This window comes from Salinibacter grassmerensis (genome assembly GCF_947077765.1).
Taxonomy (GTDB): domain Bacteria; phylum Bacteroidota; class Rhodothermia; order Rhodothermales; family Salinibacteraceae; genus Salinibacter; species Salinibacter grassmerensis.
This window is the reverse complement of the sequence record NZ_CAMTTF010000001.1, coordinates 52,198-66,766: the sequence shown is the minus strand read 5'-3', so window position 1 is coordinate 66,766 and position 14,569 is coordinate 52,198. Positions and strand designations below refer to the sequence as shown.

Genomic DNA, 14,569 nt, shown 5'->3' with positions numbered 1-14,569 from the left:
GTTGCGAGCGTGAACATGAGGGCCCCGGCAGCGAGGGAAGTGCCTCAGTGCCCGCTACCCCGTGCCCGAACTCAAATGCCTCTCTAGAAAGTCGTCGATCGTCCGGAGGTACTGGTCCGCCGACACGAGAAAGCCGTCGTTGTGCCCGCCCTCAATTTCGAGGAATTGCTTCGGTTCGGCGGCCGCTTCGTAGACGTCACGCCCCAGTTCGAACGGCACGATTCGGTCGTCCCGGCTGTGGATGGAGAGGAGCGGCGCGTTGATCTTGCCCACTCGGGCAGCGTTGTTGAACTGATTCGTGGCCAGGGTGCTCACCGGGAGAAAGGGATAGTGGTGAGCACCGACATCGGGTACGGTCGTGAATATCGACTCCAAAATCACGGCGCCGGGCCGTTTCCGTGACGCAATCCAGGTCGCGGGCCCGCCGCCCATCGAGCGGCCGAAGACAACAATTTCCTGGGGCGCGAGGCCTCGTGTCTCCGTCAGGTGCCCCCAGCAGGCCTCTGCGTCGCGGTAGAGGCCCTTCTCGGACGGCGCGCCTGTGCTCCGCCCATACCCGCGATAGTCCACGATCAGGACGTTGAGCCCGAGCCGCCGGAACTGCTCCACGCTCTCCAGGCGCCCCGAAATGTTTCCGGCGTTGCCGTGGAAGAAGAGCAGCGTGCGCCGCGCGGACGCCTCGGCGCTCGTTTCACGTGAAACATCGGGTGCGGGAATCCACCAGCCGTGGAGCGTCTCGCCGTCGTCGGTGTCGAGCCGGACCGTTTCATAGTCCATGCCCGCCTCCTCCGGCGTGGCGCGGAGGCGATCGCTCGGCTGGAAGAGGAGTCGGTCCTGAAAGGCAAACGCGAGACCGGCAATCGCGGCGTAGCCGACGGCAAGCCCAAGGGCGGTGTTGATCATCGCACGGCGCATGGAGGTGAGCGGGTTGTGCGGAGGGTGACGGGCGGCGGCACACGCGACGTTTCACGTGAAACATGACGCTATGAGCGCACCGCCACAATCTCTTTCTCCCCGAAGAACCCGTTCCGCCCGAGCAGGTCGGTCAGCATGTGGCGTTCAACCTCCGCGCCCGAATCCGCGGCATGGAGGGCCGACACCTCGTCGGTCAGGTCGCCGCCCTTGAGCGCGAGCAGTCCCGGCGGCCACTCGTCGTCGTTCGTTGCGTCGAGCGCAGCGGCCACACGACGGTGCCACGTCCAGAGTTCAGCCAACGGTGCGGTGGCGCGGGACACCGAGTAGTGCGCCTCGCCGGTCCACTCTTCCGCCCGACCGTTCCACGTGAAACAATTGTCGAGCCCAAGCCGCCGGGCGATCGTGCGCACGGCCCGGCTCTTTTTGCCCACAGAGTCAACGCCGATTACCGTCACCTCCGGATAGCAGATCGCGAGCGGGATCGCGGGCAGCCCGCCCCCCGTGCCCCAGTCGACGACGGTGCTCCCCGCCGGAAAGTCGCGGACCGTCAGCGTCAGGCAATGCCGCAGGTGCCGCGTCCGAAACGCGTTCTCCGTGTCCGGCGAGATGAGGTTGACGCGCTGATTGAAGCGGAGAAGCTGCTCTCGAAACGCCCCAAGCTGTTCTTTCTGGTCGGGGGACAGGGTCTCAAGCGGATCCCAGTTCTGTACTCTCATCCGGGAGCGGTGAGTCAATGCGGACCGAGATGTCTTGCCTGCGCGTCACGCAGTGCGCACTCCGTTCCTCTACCCCACTTCGACCGCCGTTTCACGTGAAACACCGAACGACTGCCCATCGCCCCCCATCGCGTCGATGTTTAGATCGCGGTCCTTCGGCATCGGCTCCACGCCCTCATTCTTGAGAAGCACCATCAGGACGGAAATGTCGGACGCCCGCACGCCGGGGACGCGCGAGGCCTGCCCCAGGTTGTCCGGCTCCACCTTGCTTAGCTTCTGCCGGGCCTCGATGGAGATGTTGTCGAGCGCGTGGTAGTCGAAGTCGTCGGGGATCGGCCATCGCTCCTTCTCCTCCATCTCCTCCACCATGTCCTGCTGGCGGTCGATGTAGCCCTCGTACTTGAGGTCGATCTCGATGAGGCGCGGTGCACTGAGCATGCCCGGTGTCTCCGTCACCACCTCGTCGTAGATGCCGGCGTGGCGGAGGAGCGCCTCGGAGTCCACCTCCGGGCGCTTGCAGAGCTCGATCACGGGCCGCGGCTGGTTGAGCGTGGAGGTACCGACGGACGCCAGGTAGTCGTCCACCTGTTGGGGGCTGACGGTCGTGTCGGACAATGTTTCACGTGTAACATCGATCGCCCGCTCCTTCTCCCGCGTGCGGTCGAGGCGCTCCTTCGAGGCGAGGCCGAGCTTGTGGCCGAGCTCCGTGAGGCGCAGGTCGGCGTTGTCCTGGCGCAGCAGGATGCGGTGCTCGGCGCGGCTCGTAAACATGCGGTACGGCTCGTCGGTGCCCTTCGCCACGAGGTCGTCGATGAGCACACCGATGTAGGCTTCCGAGCGCTTCAGCACGATCGGGTCGGCCCTCCGCAGCTTCTGCACGGCGTTGATGCCCGCCATGATGCCCTGGGCGGCCGCCTCCTCGTAGCCGGTGGTGCCGTTGATCTGCCCGGCGAAGAAGAGGCCGTCCACGTACTTCGTCTCCAGGCTGTACTCGATCTGGTACGGCGGGAAGAAATCGTACTCGATGGCGTAGCCGGGCCGGTGCATGTGGGCCTTCTCCATGCCCGGGATGGTGCGCAGCGCCTCGAACTGCACCTCCTCCGGCAGGCTCGACGAGAAGCCGTTGACGTACACCTCGTGGGTGTCGCGTCCCTCCGGCTCGATGAACAGCTGGTGGTGGTCCTTCTCCGAGAAGCGGTCGATCTTGTCCTCGATGGACGGGCAATAACGCGGGCCGTCCGCGTCGAGCGCCCCGGTGAACATCGGGCTCCGGTCGAAGCCGGTGCGCAGCACCTCGTGCGTCTCGGGCGTGGTGTCGGTGAGCCAGCAGGAGAGCTGATCCTCCACCGACGGCAGGTCGTCGGTCAGGAACGAAAAGGCGGTCGCGTCCGGGTCGCCCGGCTGCTTCTCCATCACGCTGTAGTCGATGGAGCGCCCGTCTACGCGCGGCGGCGTGCCGGTTTTCAGCCGCCCGCTCTCAAAGCCAAGGTCGTGGAGGCAGCCCGTGATGCCGTGTGAGGCACTTTCTCCAATGCGCCCCCCACCAAAGTTTTGCTCTCCGACGTGGATCACGCCGTTCGAGAACGTCCCCGTAGTGAGCACGACGCACGGCGCGCGAAACTCCTTGCCGAGGTTCGTGCGCACGCCCGTCACCGTCTCCCCCGCGTCGTCGGTCAGAATCTCCTTCACCATGTCCGACCGCATCTTCAGGTTGTCGATGGCCTCCAGTTCCTGCCGGATGGCCCGGGCGTAGGCGCGCCGACCACACTGGGCCCGCGGCCCCCACACGGCCGGCCCCTTGCTCTTGTTGAGCATCCGAAATTGAATGCCCGCCCGGTCGGTGGCCTTGCCCATGATGCCGCCAAGCGCGTCGATTTCGCGGGCCATGTGCCCCTTGCCGATGCCGCCAATGGCGGGGTTGCACGACATCTGCCCGATGTCTGCGAGCTTCATGGTGATGAGCAACGTGTCGGCACCCATGTTGGCCGCCGCGGCCGCGGCCTCACTGCCACTGTGCCCACCGCCCACCACAATGACGTCGTGCTCGAAGTAATCCTGATGCATGATCCGAAGCGGACTCGTGCGCGAAAACCTGCGGGAGGGACCGGAGTGAATCCGGCGTGCGCCCCTAACGGGACACGGCCTGCCGTGTGCCCGACGCCCCCGGAAAACCGCCTCTCGTCCCTGTAAAGCCGCGTTTGGGGGCCCGAGAGCGGGACGACATGTGGTTTTTCCAGGCGACGAACCAGCGACGATGCAGGCGACACGTGTTTTGTCCGGAGCGCTTTCATTTCGCCCCCCTACGCTGGCGCTCCGTCTTGCTCCGTTGAACATGACGGCCCCGCAGACCCAGCCACACACCTGAGCCCCCCGATCAAAACCGGGCGGAGCCTCGGAAGGAGGTGTTTTCCACGCTGTCGCTCCACACTCGACGTACTCCGTGAAGGCCGCAGGGGCCTGACCTTCGGTCTTCGCACCCCAGAAGAGGTCGGTCCTTTCGGTCTCAGCGCAGCCCCGTGACTGCCCGGTCGCCATCGCCCCCAGCGCTTCGCTCGCATGGAGATCAGCCCAGGCAAGTGTGTGGAGGCCGTTGACTGCCGGACGGGCCCTGTGCCCGGCTCGAGGCGACAACGGAATCGCCCCGGGCAGTCTCCAGGTCCCATACACGCAAACGCTCACGTGCCCCGTGCACACGACACTCCCACTCAGCCGCCCATCTTCCGCAGGAAGCGCTGCACCGTGCGGCGGGTGGGCAGTGCCTCGTCGTTGACGTGCTGGGCGAGCTCGTCCAGGAGCTCCGTGCTCGTGCAGTCCGGATGGTCGGCCAGGTAGTGGAGCGCAATCTTGCGCAGCTCCGAGCCCGCGCCGAAATACGACTCGTAGGAGCGCCCGCTCCGGCGCCCGTGCTCATCGATCAGGCCCTGCAGCCCGTCCTCCCGGAACTGATGGGCCCAGCGCCGCAGCGTGCGGGCCGTGACCGACTCGTATACGTCGTAGACCCAATCGTCCACTGCGGCGGTGCGCTGGTCGAAGGCCTCGGCGATCGCTGTCTGGGCCTGGGCGTCGGAGAGTCCTTCTGTGTCTCGGCGGCGCGCGTAGGCCCGGAGGAGCGCGAGGCGGGCGGCGAGGCGACGAAAGCCGCCCTCTTCGAGACGTCCGAGGCGACGAAGCGGGTCGGTGGCCATGGCTCGATCAGCGGGAAATCACATGGGTGTGTGTCTGCCCCCCTTGGCTATACCCTCTCAGGCGGGCGCTTTCACGCCGTCGGGCGGTCAGGTGCCCGCCAGGTGCCGCATCAGCCGAGGGAGGCTTTGTAGTCGGCAATGACCGCCCTCTCCCACGCAGTGGATTCGAACCAAAGAGCGTGCAGGTCGGTCTACGACGTGCCGTTTGCCCGGTGCCCCAGCCCTGTCACCGCTGCGTCGGAGGGGGCGTGCTGAATCACCAGCTCCTCAAGCTCATCGGGGGCTTCGAGTCCCCCGCCGATCGTCAGCGCCGGATTTCCGTCCGGGTCGGTGTAGAGCCAGAGGCCACTCTCAGTCGTCGGAACGTGGACGCGCCGGATCTCACTGATCTGCACGGACTGGTCCGTCCAAAGCGGCTGGACCTTTCGAATCTCGTTCTCTCCCACCAGGACCTCCTTCCGGAAACCGTTGAAAGCAGCGAGAACGACTCCGGCCACGAGGCTGGCATCTAGGGCCAGCTCCGACCACTCCATGGCCACCACTCCATCGGCATAGTTCGTCCCGTAGACCAAAAGAAGAGCCACGAGGCCGGACGCGGATATCCAGCGCTGGAACTGAGAAATACCAAAGCGGCGGGGCGCATTTTCGTCTGAGGCGTTTCCGGACTTATTTTGACTGGTCATCGGCTGAGGGACGTGATCAAGGTCTAGGCCGGTGGGACTGGATTAGAGGAAGGACAGATCTATCGGGGCGGGTTTCCGTAGGTTTATGAGCAGTCGGAAGATCTCTTCGGCGGAGCGGTGGGCCTCGTGGCCTCCAGGCGATTCACGAGCACGGTGCAGAGCGCGGAGGGGGCGAGCATTCTCCACAGCTGTTGGGCGGCACAATCGTGAAGCTACCCCGGAAAACAGCGCTCAGGCGAACGGGTTCGGGGCCCGAGCTCGGAGACCGGTACAGCTACGATTCTCCACCCGTGCGCTCCCATCCGCAGGCCGCGCAGTACTGGTCGGAGCGGCGCAGATAGCCCCTGCATTCAGGACAGTCCTCCCCCACGCGACGCCCGCACTGCGAGCAGTAGTGCGCCCCCGGACGGAGGCCACTCCCACACCGGGGGCAATTGTCGTTGCGGAGGCGCCGCTGGCGAACACGCTCCCGCGTGAAGTACCGCCGCTGCAGGACGTAGACGGCCGCGATGAGCACCCCCGCCCCGAACAAGCCGGCCGCCACTTCCGGCAGGTACTCGATGGCCCCCATCCCGGAGGCACTGATGAGCAGCAGGGCGCCGTACCAGAGAAGCGAGCGCCCCACGGTGCGCCGGAATCGGCCCGTGTGGCCCAGGGACCGCGTCGTCCCCCCGAGGGCCGCCAGGGCCGCCGTGAAGGCCACGCCGTAGTAGACGAGGTCCTCGCGAAGCGCACTCTCTCCCACCCAGCCTGCAAGCCAGTCGCGCACCAGCAGGTCCCCGAGCTGCCAGGTGGCAAACAAGAGACAGCCGACGATCCCGACGGTAAACGCGACCTCAAGTCGCGTCCACCGTACCTCGTCGTCCGGGGCCGACGGATGCGAAGGGCCTGACTCAAAGAGATGCATGGGGCGTGGGGACGCGGCGGAGTGCAGACACGGAAGCCGGGGTCGTGAGGGGCCGGCTCTCAGACGCCCGCCCGTCTCGACGGGAATGGAGCGCCGCCCCGTCACTTTCCGATGCAGAAGCGGGAGAAGATCTGGTCGAGCACGTCCTCGTTCGTAATCTCGCCGGTGATGGCGCCCAGCTCCTGGAGGGCCGCACGCAGGTCGAGCGTGAGCATGTCGCCGGAGACGCCCGCGTGGAGCGCCTCACGGGCCTGCTGCACGGCTTCGAGCGCATCCTGGAGGTGTTGCCGGTGGCGCTGATTCATGACGACCGGCGACGCCTCTGCGCGGCTCAGGTGTTCGGCGACCGTGTCTGTGAGGTGATCGAGGAGCGGCTGCACCTCGTCGGCGTCCTCGCGCGCCTCCAGGGCGGAGAGCTTGAGCGACGTGAGGCCGTCGAGATCGGCCACGGGCAGGTCGGGCGCCCGGTCGGCCTTGTTGCCAAGAAGAACGGGCTGCACGTCCGACCCGTCGTCGGCGAGCTCTTGGAGAAGGGTGATCTCGTCGGAGTCGAGGCCTACCGTGAGGTCGTAGAGGTAGAAGAGCACGTCGGCCTCTTCGATGGACGCGGTGGCGCGGCGCACGCCCTCGGCCTCAATCTCGTCGGCCGTGTCGCGCAGGCCCGCCGTGTCGACGAAGCGGAAGAGCACGCCCTCAATCTCCGCCTCCGCCTCGATCTCGTCGCGCGTAGTGCCGGGCGTCTCGCTGACGATGGCCCGGTCGTGGCCCACGAGCGCGTTCAGCAGGGTGGACTTGCCCGCGTTGGGGCGCCCCCCGATGACGACCTGCACGCCGTCCTTCAGCTTCTCCCCCGTCGGGTAGGTGTCGAGCAGATCCTGGAGAATCTCTTCCGTTTCGTCCAGCAGGTCCTCCAGCCGCTCCCGGTCGGCAAACTCGACGTCCTCGTCCGAAAAGTCGATTTCCAGCTCCACGAGCGAGCAGAGGTTGAGCAGCTCCTCGCGGAGGTCCCCGAGCAGGTCGGAGTAGCGGCCCTTGAGGTGGGTGAGCGACGCCTGGTGGGCCTTCGTGGAGGTGGCGTCGATGAGGTCGGCCACCGCCTCGGCCTGGGCCAGGTCCATCTTGCCATTGAGGAAGGCACGCTCGGTGAACTCGCCCGGCTCGGCCATGCGGGCCCCGTGGTCGAGCAGGCTCTGAAGCGCCAGCTTCGGCGCCAGGTCGCCGCCGTGGCACGAGACCTCGACGACGTGCTCCCCGGTGGCCGAGTTGGGCGCGCGGAAGACGGTGGCCACCACCTGGTCGATGTCGGTCCCCTCCTCGTCCATCAGGACCCCGACGTGGGCGGTGTGGCTGTCGGCGTCCGTCAGGGCGTCGCCCCGAAAGCACCGGTCGACAATCTCGATGGCCGCCGGCCCAGACGTACGCACGATCGCCAGTGCCGCTCGCCCCCGCGCCGTGGCAATGGCCGCAATCGTATCACTCTGACTCATCGGTCGGCGTGGACACGTGAACAGGAGACTGCGTTGGCCGTCACCTCCGGACCACTACGGGTGGAAGCATCCCTGTGCCGTACATCGGCGCTTGCCAGTGGCGGCCCGTGGGCTTTTCCCTTTTGAGGCCCTACCCCTTCTGTTTCTGGACCTCCTCCGCCCGCTCCATGAGCCGGGAAAAGAACCCCTGCTCCCCCTCAGCATCCCCGTCCGAGCGCCCGTTCGTAAGGTTGCCGTCGTCGTCCTTTTCCTTCTCCAGCTGCATGTTGATCCACTTCTGCTGGGCCGCCGTGACGATGTTGTAGAAGAGGTAGTACAAGCTCAGGCCCGAGGCGAACCGGTTGAAGATGAAGAAGATGACCCCGGGCATGGCGTACATGAAGATCTTCGCCTGCCCGCCGGCCGCGCCCCCGCCGGTGGACTGCACCCGCATCGTCACGATCATGGCCAGCCCCATCAGGAGCGTGAAGCCCGCCACGTAGTCGCCGTAGAACGGAATCTCGAACGGCAGCTGCAGAATCTTGTCCGGCGCCGAGAGGTCCGCCGCCCACAGAAAGCTCTCCTGGCGCAATTGGATGGACTTCGGAATGAACTGGTACAGCGAGATAAGGATGGGGTACTGCAAGAACATGGGCAGACAGCCCCCGAGCGGGTTCACGCCCGTCTCGCGGTACAGCTGCATCATCTCCTCCTGCTGCTTGTCCGGCTCGTCGTCGTACTTGTCTTTGATCTCCTGCATCTTCGGCTGCAGCTCCCGCATCTGTGCCATGCTGCGGTACGACGACTTCGTGAGCGGGTAGACGACCGTCTTGATGAGGACGGCCATCAGAATGACGATCACGCCGTACGGCAGCCCGCCCCCGAAGAGCCACGACGGCAGCCCGCCCCCGAGGTAGGTAAGCATCGGAATGTAGACGTACTCGGCGAGCGGTTTGGTCAGCCACTCGAACCAGTCCCACCCGTAGTCGACCATGCCGTACAGGTTGCGGCCATAGTCGGCCAGGCTGTAGTAGTCGATCGGGCCCGCATAGAGGTGAAATTTATCGACGTGAGTGGTCTCTCGCGGCAGGGGCATCTGGAGTCGGCCCGTAAGGTCTTTGAACGCCGCCTCGCTGGCCGCCCGCCCCTCTTTTCGTCCGGTCAGGGAGGCCCCGAGGGCGGATTCCGGGCGGTCCGGCATCACGGCCGCGGTGAAGTATTTGTTCTTGACCGCCATCCACGACACGTCTCCTTCGATGCGCTTCTCGTTCCGGTCCGCATCCGAGAGCGAGAGGCTTTGGATTTGTTCGCCGTTGCGGGCGAAGAGGCCCGTATACCGGAGCTCGTCCTCCTCTCCACCCTCCGAGTAGGGCATGCCGCCGTGCCAGGCCAGCTCGTACCCGTCGCTCGTGAGGAAGCTGCGGGGCCGCTCCTGCTCGATGGCGAGCCCGAGGTCGTAGTCGTCCGGGTGGAAGGTGTAGGACTGGCGGAGCGCCCCGTCCCCGAGTTGCGCCTCGAAGGTGAGGGTCTTCGACTCGTCCTCGATCCGTACCGTGTCGGCCTCGGTGCTGGCCGAGAAGTAGAGCGACCGGGTGTCGACGCGGCGCCGAGTGGGGGTGGTAAACGACACCGACAGGGTGCCGCCCGCCGTCGTATCGACGATCTGGACGGGGTCCTTCTGGTTGAACTGATCGTACTCCTTGAGGGTGAAGCGCTCGATGGTCCCACCCTTGGTGGAAAGGACAACCGTGTACAGGTCCGATTCCACGACGATCGTGCGGTCCGTGCCCTCCAGGGCCGCGGCCGTCACGGAGTCCGGGGCCGGGGCCTTCGGCTGGTTCGCGTCGGCCCGCGGCGCCTCGTTGCCCGCGTCCGCAGACGAGGGCGGCGTCGTGTCCGATGAGGACTTCGGCGTGTCCGTCTCCGCCGTGGGGGCCGGCGGCTCGGCCTGCTGGGCGGTGTCGGCGGGGGCCGCGGCCTGCTGGGACTGTTGCTGCTGGGGCGACGGGCTAAACCAGAAGATCCAGCCGAACATGATCACGGCGACCAGGATGGTCGCGATGATCACGTTACGCTGATCTTCCGGCTCGGGGTTGTTGCGGAGCGGAGAAGCCAAGGGACGGGGGCGGGTTGGTGAATCGTTCTCACAGTGTAGGCCGGAGCCGGGCGTGCGGCGCCGTGCTCAGGGCCACGGCAGGGCCAATGTAACAGGCTGGGAAACGAGCGGCCGGGCTCGGCGTGCCCGACGCCGTTTCAAAATCGGCGTAGAATTTTTGCGGCCGGCACGGCCCCTCCTATTCGGGGCCCTCGTCGAGCGAGGCGGCCGCGCGTTGCAGGGCCGGCGGCAGGTCGCGCCCAATGCAGTCATCGGCCTGCTCGGGAGCGCCCCGAAACAGAATCATGACGATGAGGGCCTCGGGGCAACATACGAAAGGGTCTACCAGGGTGTACTGATGCACCCGGTAGACCTCTCGGAGGAGCCGACGGATCCGGTTTCGTTCAACGCCGCTCTCGGCACGTGAGCCGGGCGCAAACCCAACCTGGAGCGGCACGTCGTGCCCGAGTGCTTCCCGGTCCACGACGCGGTACAGGAGCCGCACGCAGCCCACCGCCACCGTCTGGACGTCGTCCCGATTCCGGTCGAAGAGCGACCGGATCAGGCGTCGTCGCTTCAGGCGATACGACGGAGGAAACGTGAGGCGTCGCTGTTCGACGCGGTCGGGAGCCTGGGACACTGTCGGTTACACGGGCTTGCCGGAGTCTTCGTCGCTCACCGAGAGCTTGTCGCGCCCCTTCTTGCGGCGCCGCTTGATGATCTTTCGGCCATCTTTTGTCTTCATGCGCTCCAGAAAGCCGTGCTTCTTCTTGCGCTTCTTTTGGCTGGGCTGGTAGGTACGCTTCGCCATGACGACGGTAGGGTCGATGCGTGAAAAATTGCTGCAACAGGTCCTAACGGCGGGGGCGCCGTCTTGTTTTGCCCCCACGCGACAAAGACACGGTCAAGATGCGGGCGCACCCCGGCCTGCCCCCCGGAACTGATGGCCCGGATCTACATTCGAATCGGGCGCGTTTTCCAACGCGGGAGTAGCTCAGTGGCAGAGCATCAGCTTCCCAAGCTGAAGGTCGCGGGTTCGATCCCCGTCTCCCGCTCCGTCTCGTTGCGGGCGGTTAGCTCAGCGGTTTAGAGCACCTGCCTTACAAGCAGGAAGTCGCTGGTTCAAATCCAGCACCGCCCACTTCTTTTCCTTCAGCGTCCCTCTGATGTTCAAGGAGTCAGTCTGACTCGGGGACACTGCAAGGAGATCCGAGCAGAGCCTAGGTTTAGGTTTTGCAGGCTCTCTTTCTCAAGTCGCTCGACGTCGCGGCTAATCCCCCTTCGCCGTCACTGAAGCCGCACGACCCACGCCTCGGGGGGCAGCGCCTGCCGGTACCTCTTGCGGGCCCGTCGTGCGGCCTCAAGGCTCTCGTAGCGGCCGACGACGACCCGAAGGTGACGCTCCTGGTCGAGCATGCTCTCGACGATTCGCACGGACACCGGCGCGTCGGCAAGCCGATCCCGGTACCGTTGGGCCATTCTCTCTGCGCCCGTACTGCCGCGCATCGAGGCGACGCCGACCGCCCACGATCCCGCCGCCGGTTGGGGGGCGGTCTCCTCTGCCGTTCGTCGGTCGGCGTGCACCGTCATGGAGCGCGTCTGCGTTCCCCCGTCGGTGGAGACCCGGACCTGGACCGTGTGCCGGCCCGGCCGGTCAAACGTGTAGGTGGGCGCAGGCCCCCGGGTGGACGTGGTGCCGTCGACGGTCCACTGGTAGGTAAAGGGCTCCTCCCCCTCCACGGCCGTCCGGAGCTGCACCGGCTCGCCCACCCGGACCGGGTTGGGACGCGCAGTGAGCGACACGACCCAGGGCGCCCTCGGGGGCGACGCACGGGTGACCCGAATTGTCGTTGACGCGGTCGCCGTCCCGGCCTCGTTGTGGGCCGAGACGGTCACGGGGTAGGTGCCCGGCCGGCTGTACGTGTGGGTGACGGTCCGGCCCGTGCTCTCCGACCCGTCCCCCAAGCGCCAGCGGCGGTCGAGCGGACGGGCCGCCTCGTCTTCGTTGATCGTCGCCGTAAACGTGGCCGTCGTGCCCGCCTGCACCTCGGCGGGAGCGTTGAGCGCAATGATCTCGGGCGCGATCGGCGTCGTGAGGCTGAACCTGAGCCCGAAGCCCAGAAGCTGGCTGAGGGTGTCGAACGACCGGCCCTCGTCGGCGCGGCGCCCCCCTGCGCCCACGGAGGCCCGAGTGGGGCCCGCCCCGTCCACCGCATCATCCGGAAGAGTCGCATTGACGCGGGACTCGACGTAGATGGAGACGGCCCGACTGGCCCGGATGTCGATTCCGCCCCCCACGGAGGGACCGATCCCGGTGCGCGTGGGCCCGCCGGCGGTCACGTTGAGGCCAGCGTCCAGGTAAAATGCAACCCGCTGGTCCGACGCGCCAAACGTGTAGCGCCCCAGCAAGTGAGACGTGTACCGGCGGTACGAATCGGTCGCGGGGGCAACGTTGCCCACCGACACGTAGCTCCCGGCCTGCCCGCCGAGGGCAAGGCCCCAGTTTGGGGACAGCTGGTATCCCAGCTCCCCGGCCGCCACGAGGGGAAGGTGGCTCAGCGCGTTTGCGCCGAAGTCCTGGGGCGCCCCGGCCCGCTGGCCCGCTAGGTCGCCGGTGTACCCCGAGAGGCCGGCACCGAGTTTGCCGTAAAACCCGTTTTTGAGGTGCTGGGCCTGGGCGGTGCACACGACGCCCGAGAGCACGAGCGCGACCCCGAGGAGCACGAGACGGCCGCCCCGCGGATAGGGCACGTTGAGACTGCGGAGGTGCATGACGCGTCCAGATTGATTCGTCGTTCCCCCGACGGGCCGGCCTAAGGCGTGAGCCGAACGTTTTGCGGGGGCGTTCAGGGTCTTGTTATCGCTGTCGTGCGGAGGCCGTTAAGCCCTGACGCGATTTCCGGACCGGTCGGCATGCTCCTGGACGCGTGCCACGGCCCCGGCGGGCGGCTCCGGGACGCGCCGGGGAGGCACTACTCCCACACGAACTGCCCGCCTTCCTGGATTACCTCTCCGTCAAACTCGATGCGGCCGGCGCTGGTGTTGAGGATCATGTCGACGTGCACGGCGCTGTCGTTGCCGGTCTGCCCCTCGCCCACATTGGCGTCGTAGGCCCGCCCGAGGGCCAGGTGAACCGTCTCGCCCATCTTCTCGTCGAAGAGCATGTTTTTGGTAAACCGGTCGATGTCGCGGTTCGTCCCGATGCCGAGCTCTCCGAGGCGCTGCGCCCCGTCGTCGGTGTCGAGCAGGTCGTCGAGGACCTCCTCGTTGCGCTCGGCGGCCGATTCCACGACCTCGCCCTCCTCAAACCGCAGGCGCACGCCTTCCATCTCGCGCCCCTGATGGATGAGCGGCTTGTCGAAGAGCACGGTCCCCTCTACGCTGTCGGGCACGGGGGCGGTGAAGACCTCGCCGCTCGGCATGTTGTGGCGGCCGGCCGAGTTGATGGCATGCATGTGCTCCACGCTCATCTGAATGTCGGTCTCCCCGGCTACCACGCGCACTGTACTCGCCTCTTCGAGCCGCCGGCGGAGCTCCTCTTGGTACTCCTCGACCGCCGCCCAGTCGCGCAGGATGGCCCCGTAGACGAAGTCGCGGTACGCCTCGAGCGGCAGGTCCGCGGCCTGAGCGTGCGCGTTTGTGGGGTGTTGAGTGAGGCACCACCGCTTCGACAGGCGCTCCTCGATGATGGGCTTGTGCACGCGGGACCGCTGCGCGAGACGCGTGCCGGGGACGTCGTTGAGGGCGGCCAGGTTCGGGGACGACCGCACGTGGATGGCCACGTCGCACGCCTCATAGAGGGCAAGCGTGTGCTCGGGCAGCGAGAAGTCCCCGTCGTGGGCCTTGAGGTGCGCTCGGGAGGCCTCCCCCGAGGAGTACAGGGTCATCGGGTTGGCCCCGCGGTCGCCGAGCTCCCGGTGAAGGGCCACCACGAGGTCGTGGGCCTCGGGGCCGGCGGCGATCACGACGTCGTCGTCACGCTGAACGTCCGTCGACCAGTCGAGAAGAGTACGGGCGTGTTCCTGAATGCGCTCGTCCATAACACGTGTTCGATGCGGAAAAAGACAGTCGATCGCCTGCGGAGGGGTGCTGATAGGGCAACCCACAGCGGTTCACGGTCGGGCCGGTCTCGTGTTCGCCCCCCTCTCGGCACGGGCCTCACAGGCCCTATCCTGCGGCTGCCTGTTTTATTCACTTTTTCTGAACGACGTGTTCACGTGTTCGGAACGAAAAGGGTTGACAACCCGGGGGTCGATTTTCGTATTATAGGAGTAGGCATGTTGTCAAAAAAGAAAGCCAGCCCTACAGGGCGGGCTTTTCGTATTTTGGGACCTTCTTTGTCCCAGTTCGTGCCTCAGGCCCCGTTCCGTGCACAACGTCGCCTACCGTCTCGCTCTTTTGATCAGCGTTGGCGGCCTGGTGCTGCTGGCGCTGGCCGGACCGGGCGATGACCTCCGAACCACCTTGGGCACGATGGGACTCGTCGGGGCAGGGCTCCTGGTGGGGCTTGGGGCCCTTCTGAGGTTCTTGGGATACGTCGAAGAAGGGGCCGCGGACATGGATGAATCTTCATGAGGGACCGGACCGATCCAACAAAAGGTC

At 66.3% G+C, this 14,569-nt stretch carries 13 protein-coding genes and 2 tRNA genes; 3 read left to right on the top strand and 12 right to left on the bottom strand.

Features of this window, described 5'->3' with window-relative positions; genetic code table 11:
- Positions 1–54: 54 nt before the first annotated feature.
- The 10 genes from OJB03_RS00375 to rpmH all read right to left on the bottom strand — a co-directional run bounded on the left by OJB03_RS00375 (position 55) and on the right by rpmH (position 10,778).
- Complete coding sequence (locus OJB03_RS00375; RefSeq protein WP_263784328.1) at positions 55–915, bottom strand: alpha/beta hydrolase; 861 nt, start codon at positions 913–915, stop codon at positions 55–57.
- 68 nt (positions 916–983) lie between these two features.
- Complete coding sequence (locus tag OJB03_RS00370; RefSeq protein WP_263784327.1) at positions 984–1,631, bottom strand: 16S rRNA (guanine(527)-N(7))-methyltransferase RsmG; 648 nt, start codon at positions 1,629–1,631, stop codon at positions 984–986.
- A 69-nt stretch (positions 1,632–1,700) separates the two neighbouring features.
- Positions 1,701–3,695, bottom strand: coding sequence for a tRNA uridine-5-carboxymethylaminomethyl(34) synthesis enzyme MnmG (gene mnmG, locus OJB03_RS00365; protein ID WP_263784326.1), 1,995 nt, complete (start codon positions 3,693–3,695; stop codon positions 1,701–1,703).
- Between the two features lie 641 nt (positions 3,696–4,336).
- Entirely contained in the window at positions 4,337–4,816 is a 480-nt protein-coding gene (locus tag OJB03_RS00360) for a helix-turn-helix domain-containing protein (protein WP_263784325.1), read from the bottom strand.
- Between the two features lie 191 nt (positions 4,817–5,007).
- Complete coding sequence (locus OJB03_RS00355; protein WP_263784324.1) at positions 5,008–5,499, bottom strand: hypothetical protein; 492 nt, start codon at positions 5,497–5,499, stop codon at positions 5,008–5,010.
- Positions 5,500–5,773: 274 nt separating this feature from the next.
- On the bottom strand, positions 5,774–6,406 hold the full coding sequence (locus tag OJB03_RS00350) for a zinc ribbon domain-containing protein (protein WP_263784323.1): 633 nt from the start codon (positions 6,404–6,406) through the stop codon (positions 5,774–5,776).
- A gap of 101 nt (positions 6,407–6,507) precedes the next feature.
- Positions 6,508–7,893: a tRNA uridine-5-carboxymethylaminomethyl(34) synthesis GTPase MnmE gene (gene mnmE / locus OJB03_RS00345; protein ID WP_263784322.1), complete on the bottom strand. Its 1,386-nt coding sequence runs from the start codon at positions 7,891–7,893 to the stop codon at positions 6,508–6,510.
- A gap of 130 nt (positions 7,894–8,023) precedes the next feature.
- Positions 8,024–9,988, bottom strand: a complete 1,965-nt coding sequence (gene yidC / locus OJB03_RS00340; protein WP_263784321.1) for a membrane protein insertase YidC — start codon at positions 9,986–9,988, stop codon at positions 8,024–8,026.
- Positions 9,989–10,166: 178 nt separating this feature from the next.
- Positions 10,167–10,607, bottom strand: coding sequence for a ribonuclease P protein component (locus OJB03_RS00335; RefSeq protein ID WP_263784320.1), 441 nt, complete (start codon positions 10,605–10,607; stop codon positions 10,167–10,169).
- A gap of 6 nt (positions 10,608–10,613) precedes the next feature.
- Positions 10,614–10,778, bottom strand: a complete 165-nt coding sequence (rpmH, locus tag OJB03_RS00330) for a 50S ribosomal protein L34 (protein WP_263784319.1) — start codon at positions 10,776–10,778, stop codon at positions 10,614–10,616.
- Between the two features lie 172 nt (positions 10,779–10,950).
- Here rpmH and OJB03_RS00325 point away from each other — a divergent pair.
- A tRNA-Gly gene (locus tag OJB03_RS00325) sits at positions 10,951–11,022 on the top strand.
- A 12-nt stretch (positions 11,023–11,034) separates the two neighbouring features.
- Positions 11,035–11,108 (top strand) — tRNA-Val (locus OJB03_RS00320).
- 146 nt (positions 11,109–11,254) lie between these two features.
- On the opposite strand, the gene OJB03_RS00315 is transcribed toward OJB03_RS00320, so the two are convergent.
- Both OJB03_RS00315 and OJB03_RS00310 read right to left on the bottom strand, forming a co-directional pair.
- Positions 11,255–12,739 carry a PKD domain-containing protein gene (locus OJB03_RS00315; RefSeq protein ID WP_263784318.1) on the bottom strand — a complete coding sequence of 495 codons (1,485 nt, stop codon included), beginning with the start codon at positions 12,737–12,739 and terminating at the stop codon, positions 11,255–11,257.
- A gap of 200 nt (positions 12,740–12,939) precedes the next feature.
- Positions 12,940–14,007: an aminopeptidase gene (locus OJB03_RS00310; protein WP_263784317.1), complete on the bottom strand. Its 1,068-nt coding sequence runs from the start codon at positions 14,005–14,007 to the stop codon at positions 12,940–12,942.
- 328 nt (positions 14,008–14,335) lie between these two features.
- Between OJB03_RS00310 and OJB03_RS00305 the strand changes: the two genes are divergently transcribed.
- A complete protein-coding gene (locus tag OJB03_RS00305) occupies positions 14,336–14,542 on the top strand; it encodes a hypothetical protein (protein WP_263784316.1) in 207 nt (68 codons plus the stop codon).
- The last annotated feature ends 27 nt before the right edge of the window (positions 14,543–14,569 follow it).

What these genes read in the sequence shown, in the direction of transcription:
- OJB03_RS00375 (WP_263784328.1), bottom strand. Translation starts at nt 915, where the DNA reads ATGCGCCGTGCGATGATCAACACCGCCCTTGGGCTTGCCGTCGGCTAC.
- OJB03_RS00370 (WP_263784327.1), bottom strand. Translation starts at nt 1,631, where the DNA reads ATGAGAGTACAGAACTGGGATCCGCTTGAGACCCTGTCCCCCGACCAG.
- mnmG (WP_263784326.1), bottom strand. Translation starts at nt 3,695, where the DNA reads ATGCATCAGGATTACTTCGAGCACGACGTCATTGTGGTGGGCGGTGGG.
- OJB03_RS00360 (WP_263784325.1), bottom strand. Translation starts at nt 4,816, where the DNA reads ATGGCCACCGACCCGCTTCGTCGCCTCGGACGTCTCGAAGAGGGCGGC.
- OJB03_RS00355 (WP_263784324.1), bottom strand. Translation starts at nt 5,499, where the DNA reads ATGACCAGTCAAAATAAGTCCGGAAACGCCTCAGACGAAAATGCGCCC.
- OJB03_RS00350 (WP_263784323.1), bottom strand. Translation starts at nt 6,406, where the DNA reads ATGCATCTCTTTGAGTCAGGCCCTTCGCATCCGTCGGCCCCGGACGAC.
- mnmE (WP_263784322.1), bottom strand. Translation starts at nt 7,893, where the DNA reads ATGAGTCAGAGTGATACGATTGCGGCCATTGCCACGGCGCGGGGGCGA.
- rpmH (WP_263784319.1), bottom strand. Translation starts at nt 10,778, where the DNA reads ATGGCGAAGCGTACCTACCAGCCCAGCCAAAAGAAGCGCAAGAAGAAG.
- OJB03_RS00315 (WP_263784318.1), bottom strand. Translation starts at nt 12,739, where the DNA reads ATGCACCTCCGCAGTCTCAACGTGCCCTATCCGCGGGGCGGCCGTCTC.
- OJB03_RS00310 (WP_263784317.1), bottom strand. Translation starts at nt 14,007, where the DNA reads ATGGACGAGCGCATTCAGGAACACGCCCGTACTCTTCTCGACTGGTCG.